General features: G+C 63.2%; 26 protein-coding genes. 10 read left to right on the top strand and 16 right to left on the bottom strand.

Annotated features, from left to right (window positions below; translation table 11 throughout):
- Positions 1 to 39: 39 nt before the first annotated feature.
- The gene (locus tag FJ942_RS13755; RefSeq protein WP_140522038.1) at positions 40 to 363 is read left to right on the top strand and encodes a TfoX/Sxy family protein; all 324 of its coding nucleotides are present in this window, start codon (positions 40 to 42) and stop codon (positions 361 to 363) included.
- 162 nt (positions 364 to 525) lie between these two features.
- Here the strand turns inward: FJ942_RS13755 and FJ942_RS13750 are convergent, their stop codons facing one another.
- Positions 526 to 1443, bottom strand: coding sequence for a pseudouridine-5'-phosphate glycosidase (locus FJ942_RS13750; protein ID WP_140625566.1), 918 nt, complete (start codon positions 1441 to 1443; stop codon positions 526 to 528).
- Positions 1444 to 1489: 46 nt separating this feature from the next.
- Entirely contained in the window at positions 1490 to 2434 is a 945-nt protein-coding gene (locus FJ942_RS13745) for a carbohydrate kinase family protein (protein ID WP_140560979.1), read from the bottom strand.
- A 282-nt stretch (positions 2435 to 2716) separates the two neighbouring features.
- On the opposite strand from FJ942_RS13745, the gene recA reads away from it, so the two are divergent.
- Entirely contained in the window at positions 2717 to 3814 is a 1098-nt protein-coding gene (gene recA / locus FJ942_RS13740; protein WP_010909075.1) for a recombinase RecA, read from the top strand.
- A 304-nt stretch (positions 3815 to 4118) separates the two neighbouring features.
- Positions 4119 to 6785: an alanine--tRNA ligase gene (alaS, locus tag FJ942_RS13735; RefSeq protein ID WP_140673334.1), complete on the top strand. Its 2667-nt coding sequence runs from the start codon at positions 4119 to 4121 to the stop codon at positions 6783 to 6785.
- 153 nt (positions 6786 to 6938) lie between these two features.
- On the opposite strand, the gene FJ942_RS13730 is transcribed toward alaS, so the two are convergent.
- A complete protein-coding gene (locus FJ942_RS13730) occupies positions 6939 to 7565 on the bottom strand; it encodes a glutathione S-transferase N-terminal domain-containing protein (RefSeq protein WP_140564703.1) in 627 nt (208 codons plus the stop codon).
- A gap of 86 nt (positions 7566 to 7651) precedes the next feature.
- On the bottom strand, positions 7652 to 8863 hold the full coding sequence (locus tag FJ942_RS13725; RefSeq protein WP_140493857.1) for an NADP-dependent isocitrate dehydrogenase: 1212 nt from the start codon (positions 8861 to 8863) through the stop codon (positions 7652 to 7654).
- Positions 8864 to 9076: 213 nt separating this feature from the next.
- Here FJ942_RS13725 and FJ942_RS13720 point away from each other — a divergent pair, with 213 nt between their 5' ends.
- The 3 genes from FJ942_RS13720 to FJ942_RS13710 are packed head-to-tail and all read left to right on the top strand — an operon-like array spanning position 9077 to position 11026.
- Positions 9077 to 10000 (top strand): RNA methyltransferase, encoded by a 924-nt coding sequence (locus tag FJ942_RS13720; protein ID WP_140583360.1) that lies wholly within the window; start codon positions 9077 to 9079, stop codon positions 9998 to 10000.
- Positions 9993 to 10781, top strand: coding sequence for a glutamate racemase (murI, locus tag FJ942_RS13715; protein ID WP_140493853.1), 789 nt, complete (start codon positions 9993 to 9995; stop codon positions 10779 to 10781). The genes FJ942_RS13720 and murI overlap by 8 nt, the downstream gene beginning before the upstream one ends.
- A 59-nt stretch (positions 10782 to 10840) precedes the next feature.
- On the top strand, positions 10841 to 11026 hold the full coding sequence (locus FJ942_RS13710) for a DUF3008 family protein (protein WP_140493851.1): 186 nt from the start codon (positions 10841 to 10843) through the stop codon (positions 11024 to 11026).
- A 150-nt stretch (positions 11027 to 11176) separates the two neighbouring features.
- On the opposite strand, the gene FJ942_RS13705 is transcribed toward FJ942_RS13710, so the two are convergent.
- Positions 11177 to 11383, bottom strand: a complete 207-nt coding sequence (locus FJ942_RS13705) for a hypothetical protein (RefSeq protein WP_140656064.1) — start codon at positions 11381 to 11383, stop codon at positions 11177 to 11179.
- 412 nt (positions 11384 to 11795) lie between these two features.
- Here FJ942_RS13705 and rpsD point away from each other — a divergent pair, with 412 nt between their 5' ends.
- From rpsD to FJ942_RS13690, 3 genes are all read left to right on the top strand, one after another.
- The gene (rpsD, locus tag FJ942_RS13700) at positions 11796 to 12413 is read left to right on the top strand and encodes a 30S ribosomal protein S4 (protein ID WP_140493847.1); all 618 of its coding nucleotides are present in this window, start codon (positions 11796 to 11798) and stop codon (positions 12411 to 12413) included.
- A gap of 129 nt (positions 12414 to 12542) precedes the next feature.
- Positions 12543 to 13436 carry a tRNA 2-thiocytidine(32) synthetase TtcA gene (gene ttcA / locus FJ942_RS13695; RefSeq protein ID WP_140493845.1) on the top strand — a complete coding sequence of 298 codons (894 nt, stop codon included), beginning with the start codon at positions 12543 to 12545 and terminating at the stop codon, positions 13434 to 13436.
- On the top strand, positions 13426 to 14253 hold the full coding sequence (locus FJ942_RS13690; protein ID WP_140897955.1) for an inositol monophosphatase family protein: 828 nt from the start codon (positions 13426 to 13428) through the stop codon (positions 14251 to 14253). Before ttcA ends, FJ942_RS13690 begins: the two co-directional genes overlap by 11 nt.
- A 47-nt stretch (positions 14254 to 14300) precedes the next feature.
- On the opposite strand, the gene FJ942_RS13685 is transcribed toward FJ942_RS13690, so the two are convergent.
- From FJ942_RS13685 to FJ942_RS13660, 6 genes are all read right to left on the bottom strand, one after another.
- Positions 14301 to 15569, bottom strand: a complete 1269-nt coding sequence (locus tag FJ942_RS13685; RefSeq protein ID WP_140493841.1) for a multidrug effflux MFS transporter — start codon at positions 15567 to 15569, stop codon at positions 14301 to 14303.
- Between the two features lie 141 nt (positions 15570 to 15710).
- Entirely contained in the window at positions 15711 to 16046 is a 336-nt protein-coding gene (gene grxD / locus FJ942_RS13680; RefSeq protein WP_013532137.1) for a Grx4 family monothiol glutaredoxin, read from the bottom strand.
- 153 nt (positions 16047 to 16199) lie between these two features.
- Positions 16200 to 16433: a BolA family transcriptional regulator gene (locus FJ942_RS13675; protein WP_140493839.1), complete on the bottom strand. Its 234-nt coding sequence runs from the start codon at positions 16431 to 16433 to the stop codon at positions 16200 to 16202.
- 122 nt (positions 16434 to 16555) lie between these two features.
- Positions 16556 to 17089, bottom strand: a complete 534-nt coding sequence (locus FJ942_RS13670) for a hypothetical protein (RefSeq protein WP_140897953.1) — start codon at positions 17087 to 17089, stop codon at positions 16556 to 16558.
- Positions 17090 to 17136: 47 nt separating this feature from the next.
- The gene (purL, locus tag FJ942_RS13665; RefSeq protein WP_140897951.1) at positions 17137 to 19368 is read right to left on the bottom strand and encodes a phosphoribosylformylglycinamidine synthase subunit PurL; all 2232 of its coding nucleotides are present in this window, start codon (positions 19366 to 19368) and stop codon (positions 17137 to 17139) included.
- A gap of 214 nt (positions 19369 to 19582) precedes the next feature.
- Complete coding sequence (locus tag FJ942_RS13660; RefSeq protein WP_140558544.1) at positions 19583 to 20989, bottom strand: PLP-dependent aminotransferase family protein; 1407 nt, start codon at positions 20987 to 20989, stop codon at positions 19583 to 19585.
- Positions 20990 to 21082: 93 nt separating this feature from the next.
- On the opposite strand from FJ942_RS13660, the gene FJ942_RS13655 reads away from it, so the two are divergent.
- Entirely contained in the window at positions 21083 to 21328 is a 246-nt protein-coding gene (locus tag FJ942_RS13655; RefSeq protein WP_140493830.1) for a DUF1127 domain-containing protein, read from the top strand.
- A gap of 18 nt (positions 21329 to 21346) precedes the next feature.
- On the opposite strand, the gene FJ942_RS13650 is transcribed toward FJ942_RS13655, so the two are convergent.
- From FJ942_RS13650 to purC, 5 genes are all read right to left on the bottom strand, one after another.
- Positions 21347 to 22003, bottom strand: a complete 657-nt coding sequence (locus tag FJ942_RS13650) for a Pr6Pr family membrane protein (RefSeq protein ID WP_140493828.1) — start codon at positions 22001 to 22003, stop codon at positions 21347 to 21349.
- A gap of 1 nt (position 22004) precedes the next feature.
- On the bottom strand, positions 22005 to 22415 hold the full coding sequence (locus FJ942_RS13645; RefSeq protein WP_140517698.1) for a hypothetical protein: 411 nt from the start codon (positions 22413 to 22415) through the stop codon (positions 22005 to 22007).
- 41 nt (positions 22416 to 22456) lie between these two features.
- Complete coding sequence (gene purQ / locus FJ942_RS13640) at positions 22457 to 23125, bottom strand: phosphoribosylformylglycinamidine synthase subunit PurQ (protein WP_140656050.1); 669 nt, start codon at positions 23123 to 23125, stop codon at positions 22457 to 22459.
- Between the two features lie 59 nt (positions 23126 to 23184).
- Complete coding sequence (purS, locus tag FJ942_RS13635) at positions 23185 to 23424, bottom strand: phosphoribosylformylglycinamidine synthase subunit PurS (RefSeq protein WP_140517697.1); 240 nt, start codon at positions 23422 to 23424, stop codon at positions 23185 to 23187.
- Positions 23425 to 23493: 69 nt separating this feature from the next.
- The gene (gene purC / locus FJ942_RS13630; protein WP_127282327.1) at positions 23494 to 24288 is read right to left on the bottom strand and encodes a phosphoribosylaminoimidazolesuccinocarboxamide synthase; all 795 of its coding nucleotides are present in this window, start codon (positions 24286 to 24288) and stop codon (positions 23494 to 23496) included.
- Positions 24289 to 24397: the final 109 nt, after the last annotated feature.

Raw genomic sequence — 24397 nt, 5'->3', positions numbered from 1 at the left:
GGCGATGACAAGGCCGGATCGCGGTGACATGATCCGCGCATGGACAATGAACGCATAGAAGAACTCTTCCAGAGCCTGGGCCCGGTCAGCATCCGCAAACTGTTCGGCGGCAAGGGCATCTATGCCGACGGCGTCATCGTTGCCATCGTGTTGCGCGGCGAATTGATGCTGAAAGCGGACGAGCAAAGCGCGCCCGACTTCGAGGCCGCCGGCTGCACGCAGTGGACCTACACCGGGTCCCGGCACGGCAAGCTGGTGGCGATGCCCTATTGGAGCATTCCCGACAGTGCCTTCGACGACCCCGACGAGATGGCGGTCTGGGCGCGGCGGGCCTATGAGGCGGGGCGAAGGGCGGGGAAGTGAAGCGCAGCCGTCGAGTTCCTTCACCCCCCCTCCGGCCTGCCGGCTGTCGGCCTGCTTCTTCAACGTTGAAAATTGGCGAAAGCCGGTGTGACGTCTGATCTCCCCCCTATCGGAGGAGATGTCCGGCAGGACAGAGGGGGGTGCCGTCCCGTCGACATCGGCCTACAGCGCCCCGGCAATCCGCGCTGCCAGCCGAGCATTGTTTTCGACCAGCGCGATGTTGGTCTTCAGGCTCCGGCCGCCGGTGAGTTCGAGGATTTTGGAGAGCAGGAACGGCGTCACCGCCTTGCCGGTAACGTTGAGCGCCTCGGCGGCCTTCTGGGCGGCCTCGATGTAGCCGGCCATCTCGCCGGCCGGGATTTCGTGATCCTCCGGCACCGGATTGGCGATCAGCATGCCGCCGCTCAGGCCCAGCGCCTGTCGCGTCTTGTAAAAATGCGCGATCTCTTCCGGCGCGTGCAAGGTCAGCGGCGCGCGGAACGGCGACTGCCGCGACCAGAAGGCCGGCATGGTCTCGCAGCCATGGCCGATCACGGGCACGCCGCGGGTCTCCAGCACCTCCAGCGTCTTTTCAATGTCGAGGATGGCCTTGGCCCCAGCCGAGACGACGATGACGGGCGTGCGCGCCAGCTCATCGAGATCAGCCGAAATGTCGAAGCTTTTTTCGGCGCCCTTGTGCACGCCGCCGATGCCGCCGGTGGCGAACACCTTTATCCCAACCATATGCGCGGCGATCATTGTGGCGGCAACCGTGGTGCCGCCGGTGCGCCCTTGCGCGACGGCGAAGCCGAGATCGGCGCGAGAGAGCTTCATGGCGTCGCCGGTCATGGCGAGCGATTCGCGTTCTCCGTCGGAGAGGCCGATCTTGATGCGGCCCGCCACCACGGCGATCGTCGCCGGCACCGCGCCGCCGTTCGCAATGATCCTTTCCACGTCGGCCGCCATGGCGCCATTGTCGGGGTAGGGCATGCCATGGGTTATGATGGTGCTTTCCAGCGCAACCACGGGCTTCCCGGCGGCCAAGGCTTGCGCCACCGGCGCGTGGACATCGATGAAGGGGCGGGCGGTGTCTGGGGTCATCTGGATCTCCAATCCGAAGTGCGGCGCATCCTTTCGGATGCCGGTCTCATGCCATTTCCTGCTCTTCGGGCACAAGAGCCAGCGCTTGCGCGAAAGTCGCCGTGGTGAAATCGGGAACGGCGCCCGCGCTTTCAATAGCCAGCGTCGCGGCGGCGACGCCCTCGCGCAGCGCCGCGCGCAAGGGCATGCCGCGCAGTAGGGCGGCGACCGTCGCGCCGGCAAGCGCATCGCCGGCGCCGGTGACGTCCACGACCTTTCTTGGAGGGGGCGGGACGACGGCAAAGCTGCCGTCGCGGTCGAAGCCCAGCACCGGGCCGCCGCCCGCCGTGACCACCGCGCTGTCGAGGCCGGCGCTTCTCAGCCCGTCGAGGATAGTTTTTTGAGAGGCGGCATCGTCAAGTCCGGCAAGCGCCACCGCCTCGCGCCTGTTCATGAAGGCGACGGCCAGGCCGCCGAGCACCGGTGTCAAGCGCACGACCTTGGCCGGTGAAATGGCAATGGCGAACACGGGCTTGCCGGCGGCAAGCGACACCAGCCGCTCCAGAGCCGCCGATGGCAGGTTGGCGTCGCACAGGACGGCATCGGCGGCGGCGATCTCCTCCCGCACCCTGGAGCGGCGGATCTGCTTTGCAAATGCCAGCTCATAAAGCGCCATGTCGGCAAAGCCGACGAGCAGTTCGCCCTCGCGGTCGATCAGCGCCGTATAGCTCGGCGTCGTGCGGTCGAGGAACACCGCGGACAGGTCGGCAATGCCTGCTTCGGCGATGGCGCGCGAAACCGTGTCGGCGGCGGCATCGCCGCCGCGCACCGACAGCAACGAGCCCGAGACGCCTCGCCGCACCGTGCTGCGCAATGCGTTGAAGACGCCGCCGCCAACGTCCTCGCGCATCGTGCCCGGGTTGGAGGCAGCCGGCACGTAAGCGCCGGACACCTGGCCGCGCCTGTCGATATGGGCGCCGCCCACCGCCAGGACTCTTGGAGATCTCACCATGCGCCGATATGACCTTTGTTGGCGGTCACGCACAAGCGCCATGCTGTGCGACGGAGCTTCGCAGGCAACAACCAGCGATTCGTGAGGCCGGCACGGCGAACCAGCCTGGCCTAATATTCGGGTCATGCTGGAGCCGAATCGTGAGACAAAAAAAGAACAAATCAGGATGTTGCTTATTTTTCAAATGCTTGATCCCTCTTGCCAAATGAGAACAAAAAAGGTACAAATAACCAAGGATTACGGATTGTCCGGCCTTCATTGACGACTACGGGGTGATGTATCATGGCTCAGAACAGCTTGCGGCTTGTAGAGGATAAGGCAGTGGACAAATCAAAGGCTCTGGATGCGGCGCTGTCGCAAATCGAGCGGGCTTTCGGCAAGGGCTCGATCATGCGGCTCGGCGCGAACGAGCAGGTCGTCGAGATCGAAACCGTGCCGACCGGCTCGCTCGGCCTCGACATCGCGCTTGGCGTCGGCGGCCTGCCGCGCGGCCGCATCATCGAGATCTACGGGCCGGAAAGCTCGGGTAAGACGACGCTGGCGCTGCACACGGTGGCGGAAGCCCAGAAGAAGGGCGGCATCTGCGCCTTCGTCGATGCCGAGCATGCGCTCGATCCGGTCTATGCCCGCAAGCTCGGCGTCGATCTCGAAAACCTCCTGATCTCGCAGCCTGACACTGGCGAGCAGGCGCTTGAGATCTGCGATACGCTGGTGCGCTCCGGCGCCATCGATGTGCTGGTGGTCGATTCGGTCGCGGCGCTGACGCCGCGCGCCGAAATCGAGGGCGAGATGGGCGATTCGCTGCCCGGCCTGCAGGCCCGCCTGATGAGCCAGGCGCTGCGCAAGCTGACCGCCTCGATCTCGCGCTCCAACACCATGGTCATCTTCATCAACCAGATCCGCATGAAGATCGGCGTCATGTTCGGCTCGCCCGAAACCACCACCGGCGGCAATGCGCTGAAATTTTACGCCTCGGTGCGTCTCGATATCCGCCGCATCGGCTCGGTCAAGGACCGCGACGAGGTCGTCGGCAACCAGACCCGCGTCAAGGTGGTCAAGAACAAGCTGGCGCCGCCCTTCAAGGTGGTCGAGTTCGACATCATGTACGGCGAAGGCGTGTCGAAGACAGGCGAGCTGGTCGATCTCGGCGTCAAGGCCGGCGTGGTCGAGAAGTCGGGCGCCTGGTTCTCCTACAATTCGCAGCGTCTCGGCCAGGGCCGCGAGAACGCGAAGCTGTTCCTGCGCGACAATCCCGATACGGCGCGCGAGATCGAACTTGCGCTCAGGCAGAACGCCGGACTGATCGCCGAGAAATTCCTTGAGAATGGCGGCTCCGAAGGTGGCGATGATGGGTTCGAGGATGAAGCCGGCGCGATGTAAGCGTTCGCCGGCGCAATTCAAGCGTTCGCCGGCGCGATCTAGCGTTCGGTTTATGGCCCGAGTTCGGCCATAATCCCGGTTCATCAATTTGAGCTTATGTAATCGAGTTCTGTAGTATTGCGTTTCGAACCGCCGGCCCCGTGCCGGCGGTTTGCGTTTTGGGTGGCTGGTGAACCGCGAATTGGCCGGCTTGCGTGTTTCTGGACAGGGTGCCAAGCGGCGGCTAAAAGGCCAGCTCCATCTTCTAAAGCAGAGCCCATTTTCCGCCGGTCCGGCCGGCGGCTCTCTCGAAAAGGCAGCATTCATGAGTGGCGTGAACGAGATCCGGTCGACATTTCTCGACTATTTCCGCAAGGAGGGTCACGAGGTCGTGGCGTCGAGCCCGCTTGTACCGCGCAACGATCCGACGCTGATGTTCACCAATGCCGGCATGGTGCAGTTCAAGAACGTCTTCACCGGCCTGGAGAAGCGGCCCTATTCGCGTGCCACGACCGCCCAGAAAAGCGTTCGCGCCGGCGGCAAGCACAACGACCTCGACAATGTCGGCTACACCGCGCGCCACCTGACCTTCTTCGAGATGCTCGGCAATTTCTCCTTCGGCGACTATTTCAAGGAGCGCGCCATCGAGTTGGCCTGGAACCTCATTACCAGGGAGTTCGGGCTTAAGAAGGACAAGCTGCTCGTCACCGTCTACCACACCGACGACGAGGCGGCCGGCTTCTGGAAGAAGATCGCCGGCTTTTCCGATGATCGCATCATCCGCATCCCAACCTCCGACAATTTCTGGGCGATGGGCGACACCGGGCCGTGCGGGCCATGCTCGGAAATTTTCATCGATCGCGGCGAGCACATCTGGGGCGGTCCGCCCGGCACCCCGGAGGAGGATGGCGACCGGTTCCTGGAATTCTGGAACCTGGTGTTCATGCAGTACGAGCAAGTGACGAAGGACGAGCGCATTGACCTGCCGCGCCCGTCGATCGACACCGGCATGGGGCTGGAGCGCATGGCCTCCATCCTGCAAGGCGTGGAAAGCGTGTTTGAGACCGACCTGTTCCGCCATCTGATCGATGCGGCGTCGTCCGCGCTCGGCCGCGGTCCCGACGCCGAGACCGTCGCATCCTATCGCGTCATAGCCGATCACCTGCGCTCGTCCTCGTTCCTGGTCGCAGACGGCGTGCTGCCATCGAACGAAGGCCGCGGCTATGTGCTGCGCCGCATCATGCGCCGCGCCATGCGGCATGCGCAATTGCTCGGTGCGAACGAGCCGCTGGTGTGGCAGCTGGTGCCGGCGCTGGTTCGCGAGATGGGTCAGGCCTATCCGGAACTGGTGCGCGGCGAACAGCTGATCACCGAGACGCTGAAGCTTGAGGAGACCAGGTTCCGCAAGACACTGGTGCGTGGCCTCGGTTTGCTGTCGGAGGCGACGGAAAAGCTCGGCGCCGGCGACATGCTGGACGGCGAGACGGCCTTCAAGCTTTACGACACCTATGGCTTCCCGCTCGACCTGACGCAGGATGCGCTGCGCCAGCGCAACATCTCGGTCGATCTTGCCGGCTTCACCAGTGCGATGGAGCAGCAGAAGGCAGAGGCGCGTAAGCACTGGGCGGGCTCCGGCGAGGCGGCGACCGAAGCGGTCTGGTTCCCGGTGCGCGAAAAAGTCGGTGCCACCGAATTCCTCGGCTACGAGACCGAGCAGGCGGAAGGCATCATCCAGGCGGTTGTCCGCGACGGCAAGACCGTCGACAGCGCGGGCAAGGGCGAAGCGGTAGCCGTGGTCGTCAACCAGACGCCGTTCTATGCCGAATCCGGCGGCCAGATGGGCGACACCGGAACCATTTCAGGCGAAGGCTTCTCGATCGAGATTTCCGATACGCAGAAGAAGGCCGACGGGCTGTTCGTGCATCTCGGCAAGGTGGTCAGCGGCACTGCCAGGACGGGTGCCGCCGTCGAGCTGAAGGTTGACCATGCGAGGCGCTCCAGGCTCCGCGCGAACCATTCCGCGACGCATCTGATCCATGAGGCGCTGCGCGAGGTGCTGGGCACCCATGTCGCGCAGAAGGGCTCGCTGGTCGCGCCCGAGCGCCTGCGCTTCGACATCTCGCACAACAAGCCCATTTCGCCCTCGGAACTCGAGGAGGTCGAGCGCATGGCCAACGAGATCGTGGTGCAGAACAGCCCGGTGACCACGCGCCTGATGTCGGTCGACGATGCCATCGCCGAAGGCGCCATGGCGCTGTTCGGCGAGAAATACGGCGACGAGGTGCGCGTCGTGTCGATGGGCACGGGCCTGCATGGCGCCAAGGCCAACCGTCCTTATTCGGTCGAGCTTTGCGGCGGCACGCATGTCAGGGCAACCGGTGACATCGGCCTGGTGCGCGTCGTGTCCGACAGCGCCGTCGCCTCAGGCGTGCGCCGTATCGAGGCGCTGACGGGCGAGGCCGCGCGCAAGCATCTCGATGAACAGGACCGGCGGCTGAAGGCGGCCGCCGCAACACTGAAAATCTCGCCGGCCGACGTGCCGGCGCGTGTTGAAGCCCTGCTCGAAGAGCGCAAGAAGCTCGAGAAGGAGCTCACCGAAGCGCGCAAGAAGCTGGCGCTGGGCGGCGGGTCGCCCGCTGACGCGCCGGCCGCCAACGAGACCGTCGCGGGCGTCGGCTTCCTCGGCAAGTCGGTTTCCGGTGTCTCGCCGAAGGATCTGAAGCCGCTCGCCGATGCCGGCAAAAGCTCGCTCGGCTCCGGCGTGGTCGTGTTTGTCGGTGCGGGCGAGGACAACAAGGCGAGCGTCGTGGTCGCTGTCACCGATGATCTCGTCGGCCGCTTCAGCGCCGTCGACCTGGTGCGCGTCGCCTCCGCAGTACTCGGCGGGCAGGGCGGCGGCGGCCGGCCCGACATGGCGCAGGCCGGTGGCCCCGATGCCTCGAAGGCCGACGACGCGATTGCTGCGGTGAGGGCGGCGCTGGAGGCGGCGTGATTCATTGCAGAATTGGCAGGCAACGCTCCAGGCCGGTTGCTTCCCTTCGAGGTTCGCGCCGCCCGCTCATGAGGGGCGACGCTGACATCAATGATCGGTTGTCCGCGAAATCATTGACCTGAATCGAATGTCGCTGTGCTGCGCTGTCGCAGATCAGCTGGCCTTTTCAGTCCTGGCAAAGCTTGTCTGTTTAGCAATACAATCCCACCAGTCCTGTATGTCGGCAAAGCGAGCCAGCAGTTTGCGCCCTTCCGCCACCCTGACGAAATAGCCGATGATCGGTGCCGCATGCAGGTCGGCGAGCGTCAGTTGATTGCCGAGCAACCACGGCCCCGGGGATCTCAATGATGAGAGCACCTGAAGGACCGCTCCTGCTTGTCGTAATCCGCTGACAATCAGCGCTTCGTCAGGCGACGCCTTCTCCAGCCGCTCCACGGCGACGTCCCAGACCATGGCCCGATAGCCATAAGCGTCGAGCATGCCGATGATCTGGTTCATCCGCGCGCGGCCGCGCGGATCGTTCGGCTGCAAGGGCGGTCCGTCGAAAGCTTCATCGACATAGCGCGTGATCGCGCTGGCCTCGAACAGGCGAAAACCGTCATGCTCGAAGGCCGGGATGCGGCCGAACGGGTGGTGCTCGAAATACCAGCCGGGGATGCCCTCGGCGGCAAAGACATCGACCGGCACAAGCTCATAGTCGACGCCCTTCTCCTCCAGCGCCATGCGCGCTATGCGCACGTAAACGCTGTAGTCCGCGCCGTAGAGGACCGGTTTGGCCATGTTGCCAGTCCTTTGCTTTCGATTTCGTTGGCCCAAAAAAGCGAAGGCTCCTTCCGGAGCCTTCGGCGTGTTGAACCCGCGGGTGCCTACGCCATCGCCTTCTGCAAATTCTCGTCGATCTTGTCGAGAAATCCGGTGGTCGACAGCCAAGGCTGGTCGGGGCCGATCAGCAGCGACAGGTCCTTGGTCATGAAGCCGGATTCGACCGTCTGGATGCAGACCTTTTCCAGCGTTTCGGCAAAACGCTTCAATTCGGCATTGTCGTCGAGCTTGGCGCGGTGGGCCAGCCCTCGGGTCCAGGCGAAGATCGAGGCGATCGAATTGGTCGAGGTTTCCTCGCCCTTCTGGTGCTGGCGATAGTGGCGCGTCACGGTGCCGTGCGCGGCTTCCGCTTCCACCGTCTTGCCGTCCGGCGTCATCAGCACCGACGTCATCAGGCCAAGCGAGCCGAACCCCTGCGCCACCGTGTCGGACTGTACGTCGCCGTCATAGTTCTTGCAGGCCCAGACATAGCCGCCCGACCATTTCAGGCTGGAGGCCACCATGTCGTCAATCAGGCGGTGCTCGTACCACAGCTTCTTGGACTTGAACTCGGCCTCGAACTCAGCCTCGTAGACCTCCTGGAAAATATCCTTGAAGCGGCCGTCATAGGCCTTGAGGATGGTGTTCTTGGTCGAGAGATAGACCGGGTAGTTGCGCAGCAGGCCGTAGTTCAGCGAAGCGCGGGCGAATTCGCGGATCGACTCGTCGAGATTGTACATGGCCATGGCGACGCCGGCGCCGGGCGCGTCGAACACGTCGTGCTCGATCACCTGGCCATCCTCGCCGACGAACTTGATCGTCAGCTTGCCCTTGCCGGGAAAACGGAAATCGGTGGCGCGGTACTGGTCGCCATAGGCGTGGCGGCCGACGATGATCGGCTTGGTCCAGCCGGGCACCAGCCGCGGCACGTTCTTCATGATGATCGGCTCGCGGAAGATGGTGCCGCCGAGGATGTTGCGAATGGTGCCGTTCGGCGATTTCCACATCTTCTTCAGCTTGAATTCCTCGACGCGCTGCTCGTCGGGCGTGATGGTCGCGCATTTCACGCCGACGCCGTATTTTTTGATGGCGTTGGCCGAATCGACGGTCACCTGGTCGTTGGTGGCGTCGCGATGCTCGATGCCGAGGTCGTAATATTCAAGCTTGAGGTCGAGATAAGGGTGGATCAGCTTGTCCTTGATGAACTGCCAGATGATGCGGGTCATCTCGTCGCCGTCGAGTTCGACGACCGGGTTCGCCACCTTGATCTTCGCCATGGAAAGAATGCCTCGTTGCTGGGAAATGGGACGGCCTTGCCCGCGTGGCGTTCGGCCGGGGATGCGCCCCTATATCAAAGCGTTTTTGGCCGCGCAAACGACGATCGGTCACGAAAGCGAAGCGATCGCCCCGCCATTTGCGAATGGTTCATTTTCGCGGCCGAATATGGCAGGGGACGCTGAAATGCCGCAAACAGCAGTTCATTGACAATCATGCCCGTCACCAAAGATTCCGATACCGCTTCAGTCGCCAGCCCCGCCATCATCCTCGTGGAGCCGCAGCTCGGCGAGAATATCGGCATGGTTGCGCGCGCCATGGCCAATTTCGGCCTGGTCGAACTTCGCCTCGTCAACCCGCGCGACGGCTGGCCGAACGAGAAGGCGCGGGCGGCGGCCAGCCGCGCCGACCATGTCATCGACGCCGTCAAGGTTTTCGACGATCTCGCCACGGCGATGGCCGACCTGAATTTCGTTTTCGCGACCACCGCAAGGCAACGCGACGGCTTCAAGCCCGTGCGCGGGCCGGTCGAGGCGGGCAGGGTGCTCCGGGCTCGCCATGGCATGGGTCAGCGAACCGGCATCCTGTTCGGCCGCGAGCGTTTCGGCCTCTATAATGACGAGGTTGGCCTCGCCGACGAGATCGTCACTTTTCCGGTCGATCCCGATTTTTCCTCGCTCAACATCGCCCAGGCCGCGCTTCTCATGTCCTACGAGTGGATGAAATCCGGCCTCGAGGACGAGACCAAGACCAACTTTACGGGTCCGGACATGAAGCCGGCCAGCAAGGAAGAACTGCACGGCCTGTTCGCCTATCTCGAAGGCGCACTCGAAGCGCGCGGCTATTTCCGGCCGGCGCCGAAGAAGCCGAAGATGGTTGACAATCTGCGCGCCGTATTGACCCGGGCGGGATTTGCCGAGCCGGAGCTCAAGGTGCTGCGCGGCATCATCTCGTCGCTGGACAGGTTCTCGCCGGCGATGCCGCGCGGCGACGGCTCTCCGGGAGATGATCCAAGGCGGCTTCCGGCAGCGGCGCGCGCCGGCGGTCCCGGCCGCAAGACCAATGCGGATCGTCAGGTGGCCGATGACGACGACAACCCCGCGCCGCCGCTCGGCGGCAAGGGAACCGACAATGACTGATCAGCCGATCCTGATGTTCGATTCCGGCATTGGCGGGCTGACTGTGCTGCGCGAGGCGCGCGTGCTGATGCCCGACCGCCGCTTCGTCTACATCGCCGACGATGCCGCCTTCCCCTTTGGCGCCTGGGAGGAACCGGCGCTGCGGGTCCATATTCTCGACCTGTTCGGCAAATTGCTCGACCGGTTCGCCCCGGCCATCTCGGTCATCGCCTGCAACACCGCCTCGACGCTGGTGATCGATGCGTTGCGCGAGAGATTTCCCGGCCATCCCTTTGTCGGCACCGTGCCTGCGATCAAGCCGGCGGCGGAGCGTACCCGCTCCGGCCTCGTCTCCGTGCTGGCGACGCCCGGCACGGTGAAACGGCAATACACGCGCGACCTGATCAGCAAATGGGCGCAGAAGTGCCATGTCCGGCTGGTCGGTAGCGACCGCCTGGCGGGGCTGGCCGAAGCCTATATGCGCGAAGGGTTCGTCGACGAGGAAGCCGTGCGCGCCGAGATCTCCCCGTGTTTCATCGAGCGCGATGGCATGCGCACCGACATCGCCGTGCTCGCCTGTACGCACTATCCTTTTCTGGTTAACCGCATGCGCAAGACCGCACCCTGGCCGGTCGACTGGATCGATCCTGCCGAAGCGATCGCCCGGCGGGCGATGTCGCTGCTGTCGCCGGTCAATGGGCCGTTGCCGCATGGTGAGCCGGACATCGCGGTCTTCACGTCCGGCAAGGCGGATTTTGCCACCAGCCGTTTGATGCAGGGCTTTGGACTGGCGGTCGCCTGATTTCCGGAACATTGGCGAGGCCGTTTCGTTTTCTCCCAGGCAATGAAGGGAGAAAAACCATGCCTGCCACCTCGAAAGCCCAGCAGAAGGCCGCCGGCGCCGCATTGTCGGCCAAGCGCGGCGAGACCAAGAAGAGCGAGCTCAAAGGCGCTTCCAAAGGGATGTACGAATCCATGAGCGAAAAGCAGCTCGAGGAATTCGCCGAAACCAAGCGCAAGGATCTGCCGGAGAAAAAGAAGCACTGAGGGAAGCGCTATTTGGCAACGACCTTCTTGAAGGGTTCGTCCAATGGCAAGAAATAGGCCGGCGACGGGGTCGCAGGCCTTGATGTTATTGTCGGGTCAATGGCCGACGTAATCAGCGCCAGTGGCGGCTGTTAGCGCCAGTGGCGGCTGTTAGCGCCAGTGGCAACGTCGCACTTTTTGGCGAATGACATGGCGGTGACCATGGCGCCAGACGACGCGCTTCCTGACCACGATCCGGCATACCTGATGAGGCCGGTGGCCTTGCCAATGCCTTGCCATCGCCGGCTCAGGAGTAATGACGGCCATCGATCCGGCCAACACCGTCGCACCAGTCAGGCTTAGAAAGAACTTCTTCATCCGAATTCAGGCTCCTCTGCTCAAGTCCCTTCCTGGAGCGGTTCAGCTTCGGGGAATCGCCGCCCCGCTCCGGTTTTTTACACAATCCCGGGTAGAAACCGCTAGCGCTTTCCGGGAATTGTTCTAATACCGCGGGCGGCGCCAGTTGGAACCTTGACATCGGTTAAATCTCTGTTTAACAGCGCTCCCAACACCGGGCCGCAACGCCCGGTGGTTTGTTTTGCATGCGCAAGACCCCGACGGAAGCCAGTCTGTTTTCCAAGGTCTTGTTTGAACTGACGTGTCCCGTGGGTTTTTCGCCGCGTTGCGTGGAAAAACCCTGTCAGGTCTCGAAAACGGAGGCCAGAGGAGGGCGCGTTTCCTTCACCCGGACCATGAGGCTCCGGGTTATGTTGTTTTGAAAGGGAATGCGATGAGCAAGCGCGAATCCGCGAAGTACAAGATCGACCGCCGTCTCGGCGAAAACATCTGGGGCCGCCCGAAGTCCCCGGTCAACAAGCGTGAATACGGCCCCGGCCAGCACGGCCAGCGCCGCAAGGGCAAGCTTTCCGATTTCGGCCTGCAGCTGCGCGCCAAGCAGAAGCTGAAAGGCCACTATGGCGACGTTTCGGAAAAGCAGTTCCGCAAGGTCTATGAAGAGGCCGATCGCCGCAAGGGCGACACCTCGGAGAACCTGATCGGCCTGCTCGAGTCGCGTCTGGACGCGGTCGTCTATCGCGCCAAGTTCGTTCCGACCATTTTCGCCGCCCGCCAGTTCGTCAACCACGGCCACGTCAACGTCAACGGCAAGCGCGTCAACATCGGCTCGTACCGCTGCAAGCCGGGCGACGTCGTCGAAGTGCGTGAAAAGTCGAAGCAGCTGGTGATCGTCCTGGAATCGGTCGGCCTCGCCGAGCGCGACGTGCCGGACTACATCGAAGCCGATCACAACAAGATGACCGCGACCTTCTCGCGCATCCCGGGCCTGGCGGACGTTCCGTTCGCCGTCCAGATGGAACCGAACCTCGTCGTCGAATTCTATTCGCGTTAAGCGAAGGCTTTTTGCGAGACCGGAAGGGGCCGCCCATCGAGGCGGCCTTTTCTTTGTCGGCCATGTCCGCTAATCCGGGCGGCAACGAAGCTCCGAACGTTCGTTGCTCCAGGATTTGGAACCGACGCCATGAACATGCTGCCAGACGCTCAATCGCTTGAGCAGGCCGCCGACATCGAAGGCGGTTTTCACCCGCTGTTCGCCGATGTGCCGTCTTCGGTCGAGTTCAACAAATTGCGCAAGCGGCTGCTGCGGCTGACCCGCCAGGCGATCGAGGATTTTTCGATGGTCAGGCCAGGCGAGCGCTGGCTGGTGGCCCTGTCGGGCGGCAAGGATTCCTACGGCCTGCTTGCCATGCTGCTGGACCTCAAATGGCGCGGCCTGCTGCCGGTGGAGCTGCTGGCCTGCAATCTCGACCAGGGCCAGCCGAACTTTCCCAAGCACATCCTGCCCGATTACCTCAATGCCCACGGCATTGCACACCGCATCGAATACCAGGACACCTACTCCGTCGTCACCGACAAGCTGCCGCAGGGCAGCACCTATTGCTCGCTCTGTTCACGCCTGCGGCGTGGTCATCTCTATCGCGTAGCCCGAGAGGAGGGGTGCTCGGCGCTGGTGCTCGGCCATCATCGCGAGGACATTCTCGAAACCTTCTTCATGAACCTGTTCCACGGCGGCCGTCTCGCCGCCATGCCGCCAAAGCTGCTCAACGACGAGGGCGACGTCATGGTGCTGCGGCCGCTGAGCTATTGCGCCGAAATCGATCTGGAAAAGCTCGCCGCGGCGATGCGGTTCCCGATCATCCCTTGCGATCTCTGCGGCAGCCAGGAAGGTCTCCAGCGCAACGCCATGAAGGCCATGCTCGACGATATCGAAAAGCGCATGCCCGGGCGCAAGGACACGATGCTGCGTGCGTTGTCCAACACCAGGCCGTCGCATCTGCTCGACAGGAAACTGTTCGATTTCGCCGCACTCGATGAAACGCTCTCCAGCAGGCAAGACATTTCCGATGACATTTGACGATACCGCGATCGACTGGCTGGCCAGCACCCTGGCCGAAGCAGCCGAAGCCGAAATCATGCCGCGCTTTCGCCGGTTGGGCGGCGGCGACGTCCGCCAGAAGACGTCGGCCGCCGACCTGGTGACGGAAGCCGACGTTAGTGCCGAGCGGCTGATCACCGCCAAGCTGCGTGAGCGCTACCCAACGGCCATGATTGTCGGCGAGGAAGCCTGTTCCGACAATCCGGCGCTGCTCGACGGTCTTTTCGATGCCGATCTGGCTTTCACCATCGACCCGGTGGACGGCACTTTCAATTTCGCTTCCGGCGTGCCGTTGTTCGGCGTCATGCTGGGTGTCGTGGTCCGGGGTGAGACCGTCGCAGGCATCATCCACGATCCGGTCGGCAAGGACTGGCTGATCGGCGCCAGGGGCGCCGGCAGTCATATCAGGCACGCGCATGGCAACCTGGAAAAAGTGCGTGTCGCGGCGCCCGTGCCGATCTCGGGAATGACCGGCTCCGTCTCCTGGCAGTACATGGCCGAACCAGAGCGGTCGCGGCTGGCGCGCAACCAGACGAAAATCCTGTCGCAATTCGCCTATCGCTGCGCCGCGCATGAATATCGCCTGCTGGCCAGCGGCCATGCCCATTTCGTCGTCTACAACAAGCTGATGCCGTGGGACCATCTGCCCGGTGTCCTGATCCATACCGAGGCCGGCGGCCACGCCGCGCGTTTCGACGCCAGTGCCTACCTACCGTCGCATGTCGGCGGCGGCCTGCTTGTCGCACCCGACCGGGAAAGCTGGCGCGAGTTGCGCAGCGAACTCTGGGCGCAATAGCCGGCTGCCAATTCGATTACCCAGCCGAGCGCCGCAAAGGCGACAATTCAATGCAGATCGGCAATGTGCCCCGAGACGGGTTGATTCTGCGGCTGGAACATCTTGCCGCGTTCGGCGATGAAGATCATCAGCAGGGCTGCGACCGAGACGCTGCAGAAGCCGGCGGCCAATGGCGTCACCGTGCCGTTGAAAGCCTGGCCGATCAGCGTGCCGAGAATGCCGCCGAGAAACGTCTGCATGAAGCCCAGGATGGACGAGGCCGTGCCGGCCAGCTGACCAAGCGGCTCCATAGCCAAGGCATTGAAATTCGCGCCGAGCGCACCGAAAGGGAGCATGGCGCAGGCAAAGAAGGTGACGAACAGCCAGAGCGGCATCTTCATTTCCAGCGAAACGACCAGCCAGGCCAGGCTGATGACCAGAAACAACAGCAGCGCGCTCTGCGACAGGCGGCGCATGCCGATGCGGCCGACAAGACGCGAGTTCAGATAGTTGGAGAAGGCGAGCACGCCGGCAACGCCGGCAAAGATGACCGGAAACAATTCGCCGACATTGAATATGTCGACATAAATCTGCTGCGCCGAGGCGATGAAGCCGAACATGGCGCCGAAGATGAACGTACTGGCGAAGGCATAGCAGATCGCGACGCGGTTGGTCAGCACGATGCGGAACCCGCCGACAATGGCATTGACGGTCAATGGCCGGCGATATTCCGGATGTAGCGTCTCGGGCAGGCGCAGCAGCGACCAGGCCGAGACGACAAGCGCGCCGACGGCCATGGTGACGAAGATCAAATGCCAGGTCGCGAACAGCATGATGAACTGGCCGATGCCGGGAGCAATCACCGGGATCGCCATGAACACCATGAAGATCAGCGACATCACCTCGGCCATGCGCCGGCCATCGAACGTGTCGCGCACGATCGAGACGGCGATGACGCGGGTCGCGGCCGCACCGATGCCTTGCACGGCCCGGCAAAGTAGAAGCGTTTCAAAGCTTGGCGATATGGCGGCCGCGGCGGCCGCCGCCACATAAATGATCAGGCCGGCGACAAGCGGCGCACGGCGCCCGAATCGGTCCGAGAGCGGTCCGAAAAACAGCTGTCCGCCGCCAAAACCCAGAATATAGGCGGTGATGACATATTGCCGGTGGTTTTCGTTCTCGACGCCAAGCGAGGCGCCGATCTGCTGCAGCGCCGGCAGCATGATGTCGATGGCCAACGAATTGAGCGCCATCAGCGCTGCGCACAGCGCGATGAACTCCCAGCGCGGAATGGGCAATTTGCTTGCCGATTGCGGTGCTGACGTCTGCTGGTCCACGGCAAGTCCGATCTCTCAAACGAAAACGCGCCGGTGGCCCGGCGCATTGGCTCGTCCTGGTCCGGGTCCCGGACGCAAAATTGCCGAGGCGGGGCTGCCCCGGTGCTCAGGGCATGTCGACGGCGACATGCCCAACCGAAATCAGGCGGCGCCTTTGACGCTCACGCCCTTCTCGACAAGGAATGTCTGCAACTCGCCCGCCTGGAACATTTCGCGCACGATGTCGCAGCCACCGACGAATTCGCCCTTGACGTAGAGCTGAGGGATCGTCGGCCAGTTGGAGTATTCCTTGATGCCCTGGCGCAGCTCGGCCGAATCCAGCACGTTCACGCCTTTGTAGTCGGCGCCGATATAGTCGAGGATCTGGACAACCTGGCCGGAAAATCCGCATTGCGGGAAACCGGGCGTGCCCTTCATGAAAAGCACGACGTCGTTGCCCTTCACCTCGTTGTCAATGTAGTCGTTGATGCCGCTCATGGAATATCCTTTCCCGCCTGTGGGAGTCAGGCTCGAAGCTTTTCCATCAGATAAACCCATAGGTTGCCCGAAACAAGACTTTAGCCGCGTGGTGGCCTGAATGGCGCAAAAGATGCGGCGTTTTGGGCCAAGCGACTTTGGCGTTGGAAGCCCCTAGTCCGGCACGCTGGTCTGCAGCGCCAGCGCGTGCAGCACGCCGCCCATATTGCCCTTCAGCGCGTCATAGACCATCTGGTGCTGCTGCACGCGGCTTTTTCCGCGAAAGCTCTCGGCCACGACTTCGGCCGCATAGTGATCGCCGTCGCCGGCAAGGTCACGGATGGTCACCCTGGCATCCGGGATGCCCTCCTTGATCAGTTTTTCGATGTCGCGGGCATCCATTGCCATGGCAAGTTCCTGTTTTCGGGCGGGCTGCGGCATGGCTGCCCGTGCGATGAGAGTCGGAGTGAACCTAAAGCCTTTCCGGCCGGGATTGAAGCCGTTCCGTCCAGCCCCAGCGCGATTGTGGCTCACGACGCGTTCTCGCTCTGACCGCCGGCGTCGTCTGCGGGCTCGTCCTCGGGCGTCGAGAAGGTCCGCCCAAGGCTGAAGGTCAGCACATAGAGGGGAAGGTTGATCGCCAGGTTGGCAATCGGCAGGTAGGCGGTCATCCGCCAGACGGGCGAGAAGAACGGCTGGCCGTAGCCATCGCAGGCCAGCGAGGAGCCATACTCCCACAGTGCCCCCAATGCGGCCGCGACGGCGAAAAGTTTTATGCAGGTGAAGATGTGCCTTGTCCGTGCCCGGTCCGGCAGAAGCCGGCTCCAAAGCACCAGGCAGACAAGCGGAACTGCATAGAAAAGGTTTTGCAGGCCAAGCATCGGAAGCGTGTCGTTGGCCGCGGCGAGGAACTCCGCGCGTGTATCCAACCGGGCGCAGACCTCGCTCGATGTCGTCGACAGCAGGAAAAAGACGAACGGGCTGAGAAACCAGAAGAAGAACAGCGATGGCCAGAAGACGACTGCAAGCAGTGCCCGGACGGCCAGTTTCCTGTGGTTGAGCATGATTTTTCCGAAAAAATCGTTTCCCACTTTTCGGGATCACGCTCTGCTCAAATGGCCTGATCCATGAAGCGCGGGAACCAGCCTTCGTGCGCGGCGGTCAATTCGCCGAGCGGGATCGCCCGTGCCTCGCCGAGTTTCAGCGTGTTGCCGCCGGTCGAGCCGATCCAGGGCGCGAAAATACCGAGTTCGCCTTGCTGTTTGCGGATCGCGTCCCAGTCCTCACTGTCTGGATCGATTGACAGCGTCAGGAGATAGCGGCCCTGGTCCTCGCCGAACCAGACCGGAATAGGATCGGTGCCGGCCAGTCCGGGGACCGTCGCGCCGATGCCTGATGCCATCGCCATCTCGGCCAGCGCGACCGCAATGCCGCCGTCGGAAACGTCGTGAGCCGCGGTGACGATGCCGGACGCGATGAGGGCGCGCACATGGTCGCCGACACGCTTTTCATGGTCGAGGTCGACCGGCGGCGGCGGGCCGTCGCTGCGGCCGTGGATGTCGCGCAAGTAGACCGATTGGCCGAGATGCGTGCCCCATGAGGCCGGCGCGCCGACCAGCAGGATCATCTGGCCTTGCGCAGCGAAGCCGGCCCGCACCATCTTCGACCAGTCGGCGATCAGCCCAACGCCGCCGATGGTCGGCGTCGGCAGGATGCCCTGGCCATTGGTTTCGTTGTAGAGCGAGACATTGCCCGAAACGATCGGGAAGCCGAGCGCGCGGCAGGCATCGCCAATGCCCTTCACCGCGCCGACCAACTGACCCATGATCTCCGGCCGTTCCGGATTGCCGAAATTGAGATTGTCGGTGGCGGCCAGCGGCAGCGCGCCGGTGGCGGTCAGGTTGCGCCAGCATTCGGCCACCGCCTGCTTGCCGCCCTCATAGGGATCGGCCTCGCAATAGCGCGGCGTCACGTCCGACGAGAAAGCCAGCGCTTTGGTCGGATGGCCTTCGACCCGCACCACGCCGGCATCGCCACCGGGAAGCTGCAGCGAATTGCCCTGGATCAGCGTGTCGTACTGTTCCCACACCCAGCGGCGCGACGACAGGTCAGGGCCGCCGAGCAGCTTCAGCAGTGCGTCGGCGACATCGGCCTGCGGAATGTCATTGGCCGCAAGCGGCGCCGGCTTCTTCGGCTCGATCCACGGACGGTCATATTCCGGTGCCTTGTCGCCGAGATCCTTGATCGGCAGGTCCGCAACCTGATCACCCTGATGCAGGACGCGAAAGCGCAGATCGTCGGTCGTCTTGCCGACAATGGCGAAGTCGAGCCCCCATTTGTGGAAGATCGCCTCGGCCTCCTTTTCCTTTTCGGGGCGCAGCACCATCAGCATGCGCTCCTGGCTTTCCGACAGCATCATCTCGTAGGCGCTCATGCGCTCCTCGCGCACCGGAACCTTGTCGAGCTCGAGCTCGATGCCGAGATCCCCCTTGGCGCCCATCTCGACCGCCGAGCAGGTAAGGCCGGCAGCACCCATGTCCTGGATAGCGATGACCGCACCGGACGCCATCAGTTCGAGACATGCTTCAAGCAGGCACTTTTCGGTGAAGGGATCGCCGACCTGCACGGTCGGGCGCTTCTCGTCGATCTTGTCGTCGAATTCGGCCGAGGCCATGGTGGCGCCGCCGACGCCGTCGCGACCGGTCTTGGCGCCGAGATAGACGACCGGCAGGCCGACGCCCTTGGCCTCCGACAGGAAAATCGCGTCCGTCTTGGCAAGACCCGCGGCAAAAGCGTTGACCAGGATATTGCCGTTGTAGCGGGCGTCGAAATTGACCTCGCCGCCGACCGTCGGCACGCCGAAGGAGTTGCCGTAGCCGCCGACGCCGGAAACCACTCCCGCCACCAGGTGCTTGGTCTTGGGATCATCGGGAGCACCGAAGCGCAAGGCGTTCATCGCCGCGATCGGCCGCGCGCCCATGGTGAAGACATCGCGCAATATGCCGCCGACGCCTGTCGCCGCCCCTTGGTAGGGCTCGATAAAGGAGGGGTGGTTGTGGCTCTCCATCTTGAAGACGACGCAGTCGCCGTCGCCGATATCGACCACGCCGGCATTCTCGCCCGGTCCCTGGATGACCCGCGGGCCGGTCGTCGGCAGCGTGCGCAGCCATTTCTTCGAGGATTTATACGAGCAATGCTCGTTCCACATCGCCGAGAAGATGCCAAGTTCGGTGAAGCTCGGCTCGCGCCCGACGAGGTCGAGGATGCGCTGGTATTCGTCTGGCTTCAGCCCGTGCGCGGCAATGAGCTCGGGCGTGATCGGCACGGAATTGGAAATGGTCATGGGCGGCGGTTTTTATCCGTGGGAGCTTGGGATTTTGAGTCTCCTCTTATCGCAAGCTTTGCGGCCGATACACCCATGGACCGACGAAAAGTGGCTGAATCCGGAGAAAGCCACGGCGCCTTGAACGCGCGTCCCACCGGACCGGACTCAACCGATGCGCCTCGGGTCTTGCCTGGAGGCATCCTGAACCGCCGGCGCTCCAAGGCGATGCGGATCAGGAAAAACTGTCGTAGCCGGCGCGGCCTTCGTCGAGGAGCCTCCGGATCGCCGCAACGCCGTCCGCGATGTCCTTGCGCTGCCTCGGCTGCGAAATGCCGAAGCGCACACCGTGGAAGACCTGCTCGGAACGGCCCGCCTTGAACTCGTCTTCGTCGTCGATCAGCACGCCGTGCTCGAGGCAGGCGTTCTTGAACGTGCCGGAAAGCCAGGGGTCGGGCAAGGTCAGCCAGACAAAGGGTATATTGTCCCGCGACTTGAATTCGAAGCCGGCCAAAGTCTCGCACACAATGGCGGTGCGGGCGTTGATTTCGGCGATGGCGCGTTTGCGTATGTCCGCGGCCTGGCCCGACAGCACCAGCCGGGCATTCACCTCGGCCAGCAGGAAAGGCATGCCGCCGGTCATCATCTTATGGGCAACACGGATGCGATGGCGATAAGCAGGCGGGCAGGAAAGCCAGCCGCCGCGAACGCCGGCCGCTACCGATTTCGACAGGCCGCCTGCGACGATGGTGCGCTCGGGTGCATAGTCGGCCAGCATTGGCGTCGGATCTTCGGTCAGGCCGCCGTAAAGATCGTCCTCGATAATGACGACATTGTATTCACGCGCGATCCGCGCGATTGCCTCACGTCGCGCTGCCGGCAGGATCGCCAGCGTCGGATTCTGCACCGTAGGCATCAGAAAGATCATCTTCGGATGCTTTTGCGCGCAGACGCGCTCGAAATCGTCGGGGTCGAGACCCTGATGGTCCGATGCCACCAGCGCCGTGCGACGACCGATCAGGCCGGCGCTGCGCGAAATCTGCGAATAGGTCAGGTGCTCGAAGGCGACGTAATCGCCGGGCGTGGTCAGCGCGGCGATCGCCGCCATGACAGCGGCATGGGTACCGAGCGTCGGCACGATCGTATCGGCGCTCGGTCGAAACGAGTTGCGCGACAGCCAACTGGCGCCGGCCTCGAACCAGCGCTCGGGAAAATCCCGCGTGTAGCTCGAAATCTCATGCGCATGATCCGAAGCCGTGCGCGACAGCACTTCGGTGACGATGGCGCCCTGGCCGACATCGGGCGCCGCGGTGCTGTCGAAGCGCAGCTTGCCGCGCGGCGCATCGATGTCGCGCGTGCCTTGCGCGTCCGGCGCTATGAAGTCGGGCTTCGCGTTCTGCCGGCCGAGGACATAGGTGCCGCGCCCGACCTCGCCGCTGACCAGCCCGCGCTCGCGCAGCAATTGATAGGCCCTGCCGACCGTGCCGACGGTTGCGCCGATGTCATAGGCGAGATCCCGCTGCGGTGGCAGCTTTGCCCCGGCGTCGATCACGCCGCGGTCGATATCTGACTCAATGCTGTCAGCAAGGCGCTGATAAAGCGGGCCGGAGCTGGCCGTGAGGTCGGGAAGCCAATTTGTCATGGTGACAATTTTGTATATTGCGTCGAACGATGAGTCAATTCACATGCGTTGTGTGGAATAAAGAGTGCAATTTGCAGCTTTGGTAGAGCGAAGATGGATACAATCGAGACAATCAGCCAGACAACCGCAGGATTGTTCGCCGCGCGACCTGTGGACCGCGGCGGCTTTGTCAGCCGCATCGTGCGTATGGTCAAATCGCTGGGGCGCTGGATCGACGGCCTGCTGGAGCGCAGGCGCAGCCGGCTCGCCTTGCTGGACATGACCGACGACCAGTTGAAGGACATCGGCATTTCCCGCTGCGACGCCCATCGCGAAGGGATCAGGCCATTCTGGGAATGAACAGGCGCGATGCAATGTTCAATCCTGCTTGCGTGGCTGCACAACTGGCGCCCTGATCCGCGACAGGCCGCGGTCCGCAAGCACGGCGCCAACGCACAGCGCCAGGAAAAGGGCGGTGATGGCCAGCGAGGCGATGGCGACGCTGGCGATGCCGTACCTGGCGACATCGAGGAACGGGTAGGGCACTTCGCCTGTTATGGACGCCCCCGCCAGCGCATAGGCCAGATAAGCGAGCGGATAGAGCATCCACCAGGAAACGTCTCGCCATCGCGTCTTGCCGTCGGCACCGGCGGCCAGCCACCACAGCACGAACAGTGCAGGCGTCACATAGTGCAGCAGCACGTCGCACAGCAGGAACAGGCCCTGCGGCTGCCAGAGGCGTGCCAGCACGGTGGCGTAGACCATGAAGACCACGGTGATGGCGACGGCGACGCCTGCCCGCATCCGCGCTCCGGCAAAGGCCGGAAACCAGGCATGGCCGGCGGGCGACAGCAGCGACGCATGGACGAGCACCGCACCGATGTTGGTCAGGATGGTAAAGAAGCTGAAGTAGAAGACGACCGAACCGATCAGGCCGCGGCCGGCTTCCATCGAGGCCGGAACGGTGATCGAGAACTGCAGGAAAAGACCGGCCAGCCCTGCGACCAGACCCGCGACCTGCAGCAGCCGGCCCATCTTACGCGGCGGCGGCGCAGGCCGGATTGCCGGCCTGCCAGCGGGCGATGTCGGAGCCGATGCGCGCGCCGAGCGGCTCGGCCATCAGCGGACCGAACACGTCTACACGGCTCGAATTGCCTTGCGCCTGCACCACCAGCAGCGGCTTGCCGCCATAATGCTTGGCCGGCACCAGCAGGAAGCGCGGCGTGCCGCTGAACGAATTCAGCTCATTGGCCATCTGGTAGGATTTGAAGGCCGGGTCCTTGCTGGCGATCCAGCATTTGTGGGCGGAGATCGCCACCTGTTCCATGGCCAGCAGCGCCGCGCTCTTGCCGGAAGGCGGCGGAGCGCTCTTCGGACCCGACTGGCAGGATGCCAGCGCAAGGCCGGCGGCAGCCAGGAGAGCAAAGCGAGCAATCGTCAGTCTCATCGTCAGGCCGCCCCCAGGTTCTGAAAGAATTTCGGAAGATATCAGGCGGCGATGCCGAGCGCGCCTTCGAACAACGCCCGGCCGTCATTGCCGCCATGTGCCGCTTCGATCAGGTTCTCGGGATGAGGCATCAGGCCCAGCACATTGCCCTGGCTGCTGATGATGCCGGCGATGTCGTTGATCGAGCCGTTGGGGTTGGTGCCGTCCGCATAGCGGAACACCACCTGGCCTTCGCCTTCCAGGCGTGCAAGCGTCTCGGCATCGGCGAAGTAGTTGCCGTCGTGATGCGCCACCGGCGAACGGATGATCTGGCCCGGCTGGTAGCGGCGGGTGAACATGGTGTTGGCGTTGGCGATCTCGAGCTTCACCTGCCGGCAGACGAATTTGAGCGAGGAGTTGCGCATGAGCGCTCCCGGCAGCAGGCCGGCCTCGACCAGGATCTGGAAACCGTTGCAGACGCCGATGACCATGACGCCTTTGGCCGCCTTTTCAGCAACCGCCCGCATCACCGGCCTGCGCGCCGCGATCGCGCCGCAGCGCAGGTAGTCGCCGAAGGAGAAGCCGCCGGGAATGGCGATCAGGTCGACATCCGGGATTTCGGTGTCGGTCTGCCAGACCGTGGCTGGCGCCTTACCGGAAATCTTGGTCAGCGCCGCGATCATATCGCGGTCGCGGTTAAGGCCAGGCAGGAGGACGACGGCTGATTTCATTTTGGTTCGTAAGGCCTCTGGTTTCGGCAAGTTGGGGCACCCGTGCCTCCGGCACAAACTCAGGTAAGCGTCACACTATAGTTCTCAATCACCGTATTCGCCAGCAGTCTGTCGCACATGGCCTTGAGATCGGCCTCGGCCTTGGCCTTGTCGGTCCCGGCGAGCTCGACGTCGAACACCTTGCCCTGCCGCACCGAGCCGATGCCGTCAAAACCTAGCCCCGACAGCGCATGCTCGATCGCCTTACCTTGCGGGTCCAGCACGCCGTTTTTGAGGGTTACGGTGATACGGGCTTTCATCGATGCTCCTGAATGATCGGTATCGGTCTGCGCCGGACCTGCCGTTTCCGGCAAGCCCGTTGCTGGCAATTAGTGCTTCATGCCCTTCGGCGGCTCGCTCGACGCGACGAGCACCGGTCCGGTTGGACGCGGTGGCTCGTTCTCGTTCATGATACCGAGACGGCGGGCGACTTCCTGGTAGGCCTCCACGAGGCCGCCCATGTCGCGGCGGAAACGGTCCTTGTCGAGCTTGTCCTGCGTCGCCACGTCCCACAGCCGGCAGGAATCGGGCGAGATCTCGTCGGCTACGACGATGCGCATCATGTCGCCCTCGAACAGGCGTCCGCATTCGATCTTGAAATCGACGAGCTGGATGCCGACGCCCATGAACAGGCCGGACAGGAAGTCGTTGACGCGAATGGCCAGCGCCATGACGTCGTCGATTTCCTGCGGGCTCGCCCAGCCGAAGGCAGTGATGTGCTCTTCAGAGACCATCGGGTCGTCGAGCGCATCGGCCTTGTAATAGAATTCGATGATCGAGCGGGGCAGGACCGTGCCCTCCTCGATGCCAAGGCGCTTGGACAGCGAACCGGCGGCGACATTGCGCACCACCACTTCGAGCGGGATGATCTCGACCTCCTTGATCAGCTGCTCGCGCATGTTGAGCCGGCGGATGAAGTGGGTCGGAATGCCCATCCGGTTGAGATGATTGAAGATGTGCTCGGAAATGCGATTGTTAAGCACGCCCTTGCCATCGACGACTTCGTGTTTTTTCTTGTTGAACGCGGTGGCGTCATCCTTGAAGAACTGGATCAGTGTCCCGGGCTCAGGGCCTTCATAAAGTATCTTGGCCTTGCCTTCATAAATGCGGCGGCGATTTTTCATTTGATTTTTCTCTGGATTTGCGGGCAGGCGGCAAGCGACCAGTTCCTGTCCGTCTGCCTAAATTAGTGTGGCGACGGTGGCGTTCAATGCCGGTGTCTATCGTAATCGC

The organism is Mesorhizobium sp. B2-4-2 (genome assembly GCF_006442845.1).
Lineage (GTDB): Bacteria > Pseudomonadota > Alphaproteobacteria > Rhizobiales > Rhizobiaceae > Mesorhizobium.
This window is presented reverse-complemented; position numbering and strand designations above follow the sequence as displayed.

Bases quoted from the DNA above. Each gene is read 5' to 3' on its own strand.
- FJ942_RS13755 (WP_140522038.1), top strand. From the start codon at position 40: ATGGACAATGAACGCATAGAAGAACTCTTCCAGAGCCTGGGCCCGGTC.
- FJ942_RS13750 (WP_140625566.1), bottom strand. From the start codon at position 1,443: ATGACCCCAGACACCGCCCGCCCCTTCATCGATGTCCACGCGCCGGTG.
- FJ942_RS13745 (WP_140560979.1), bottom strand. From the start codon at position 2,434: ATGGTGAGATCTCCAAGAGTCCTGGCGGTGGGCGGCGCCCATATCGAC.
- recA (WP_010909075.1), top strand. From the start codon at position 2,717: ATGGCTCAGAACAGCTTGCGGCTTGTAGAGGATAAGGCAGTGGACAAA.
- alaS (WP_140673334.1), top strand. From the start codon at position 4,119: ATGAGTGGCGTGAACGAGATCCGGTCGACATTTCTCGACTATTTCCGC.
- FJ942_RS13730 (WP_140564703.1), bottom strand. From the start codon at position 7,565: ATGGCCAAACCGGTCCTCTACGGCGCGGACTACAGCGTTTACGTGCGC.
- FJ942_RS13725 (WP_140493857.1), bottom strand. From the start codon at position 8,863: ATGGCGAAGATCAAGGTGGCGAACCCGGTCGTCGAACTCGACGGCGAC.
- FJ942_RS13720 (WP_140583360.1), top strand. From the start codon at position 9,077: ATGCCCGTCACCAAAGATTCCGATACCGCTTCAGTCGCCAGCCCCGCC.
- murI (WP_140493853.1), top strand. From the start codon at position 9,993: ATGACTGATCAGCCGATCCTGATGTTCGATTCCGGCATTGGCGGGCTG.
- FJ942_RS13710 (WP_140493851.1), top strand. From the start codon at position 10,841: ATGCCTGCCACCTCGAAAGCCCAGCAGAAGGCCGCCGGCGCCGCATTG.
- FJ942_RS13705 (WP_140656064.1), bottom strand. From the start codon at position 11,383: ATGAAGAAGTTCTTTCTAAGCCTGACTGGTGCGACGGTGTTGGCCGGA.
- rpsD (WP_140493847.1), top strand. From the start codon at position 11,796: ATGAGCAAGCGCGAATCCGCGAAGTACAAGATCGACCGCCGTCTCGGC.
- ttcA (WP_140493845.1), top strand. From the start codon at position 12,543: ATGAACATGCTGCCAGACGCTCAATCGCTTGAGCAGGCCGCCGACATC.
- FJ942_RS13690 (WP_140897955.1), top strand. From the start codon at position 13,426: ATGACATTTGACGATACCGCGATCGACTGGCTGGCCAGCACCCTGGCC.
- grxD (WP_013532137.1), bottom strand. From the start codon at position 16,046: ATGAGCGGCATCAACGACTACATTGACAACGAGGTGAAGGGCAACGAC.
- FJ942_RS13675 (WP_140493839.1), bottom strand. From the start codon at position 16,433: ATGGCAATGGATGCCCGCGACATCGAAAAACTGATCAAGGAGGGCATC.
- FJ942_RS13670 (WP_140897953.1), bottom strand. From the start codon at position 17,089: ATGCTCAACCACAGGAAACTGGCCGTCCGGGCACTGCTTGCAGTCGTC.
- purL (WP_140897951.1), bottom strand. From the start codon at position 19,368: ATGACCATTTCCAATTCCGTGCCGATCACGCCCGAGCTCATTGCCGCG.
- FJ942_RS13660 (WP_140558544.1), bottom strand. From the start codon at position 20,989: ATGACAAATTGGCTTCCCGACCTCACGGCCAGCTCCGGCCCGCTTTAT.
- FJ942_RS13655 (WP_140493830.1), top strand. From the start codon at position 21,083: ATGGATACAATCGAGACAATCAGCCAGACAACCGCAGGATTGTTCGCC.
- FJ942_RS13650 (WP_140493828.1), bottom strand. From the start codon at position 22,003: ATGGGCCGGCTGCTGCAGGTCGCGGGTCTGGTCGCAGGGCTGGCCGGT.
- FJ942_RS13645 (WP_140517698.1), bottom strand. From the start codon at position 22,415: ATGAGACTGACGATTGCTCGCTTTGCTCTCCTGGCTGCCGCCGGCCTT.
- purQ (WP_140656050.1), bottom strand. From the start codon at position 23,125: ATGAAATCAGCCGTCGTCCTCCTGCCTGGCCTTAACCGCGACCGCGAT.
- purS (WP_140517697.1), bottom strand. From the start codon at position 23,424: ATGAAAGCCCGTATCACCGTAACCCTCAAAAACGGCGTGCTGGACCCG.
- purC (WP_127282327.1), bottom strand. From the start codon at position 24,288: ATGAAAAATCGCCGCCGCATTTATGAAGGCAAGGCCAAGATACTTTAT.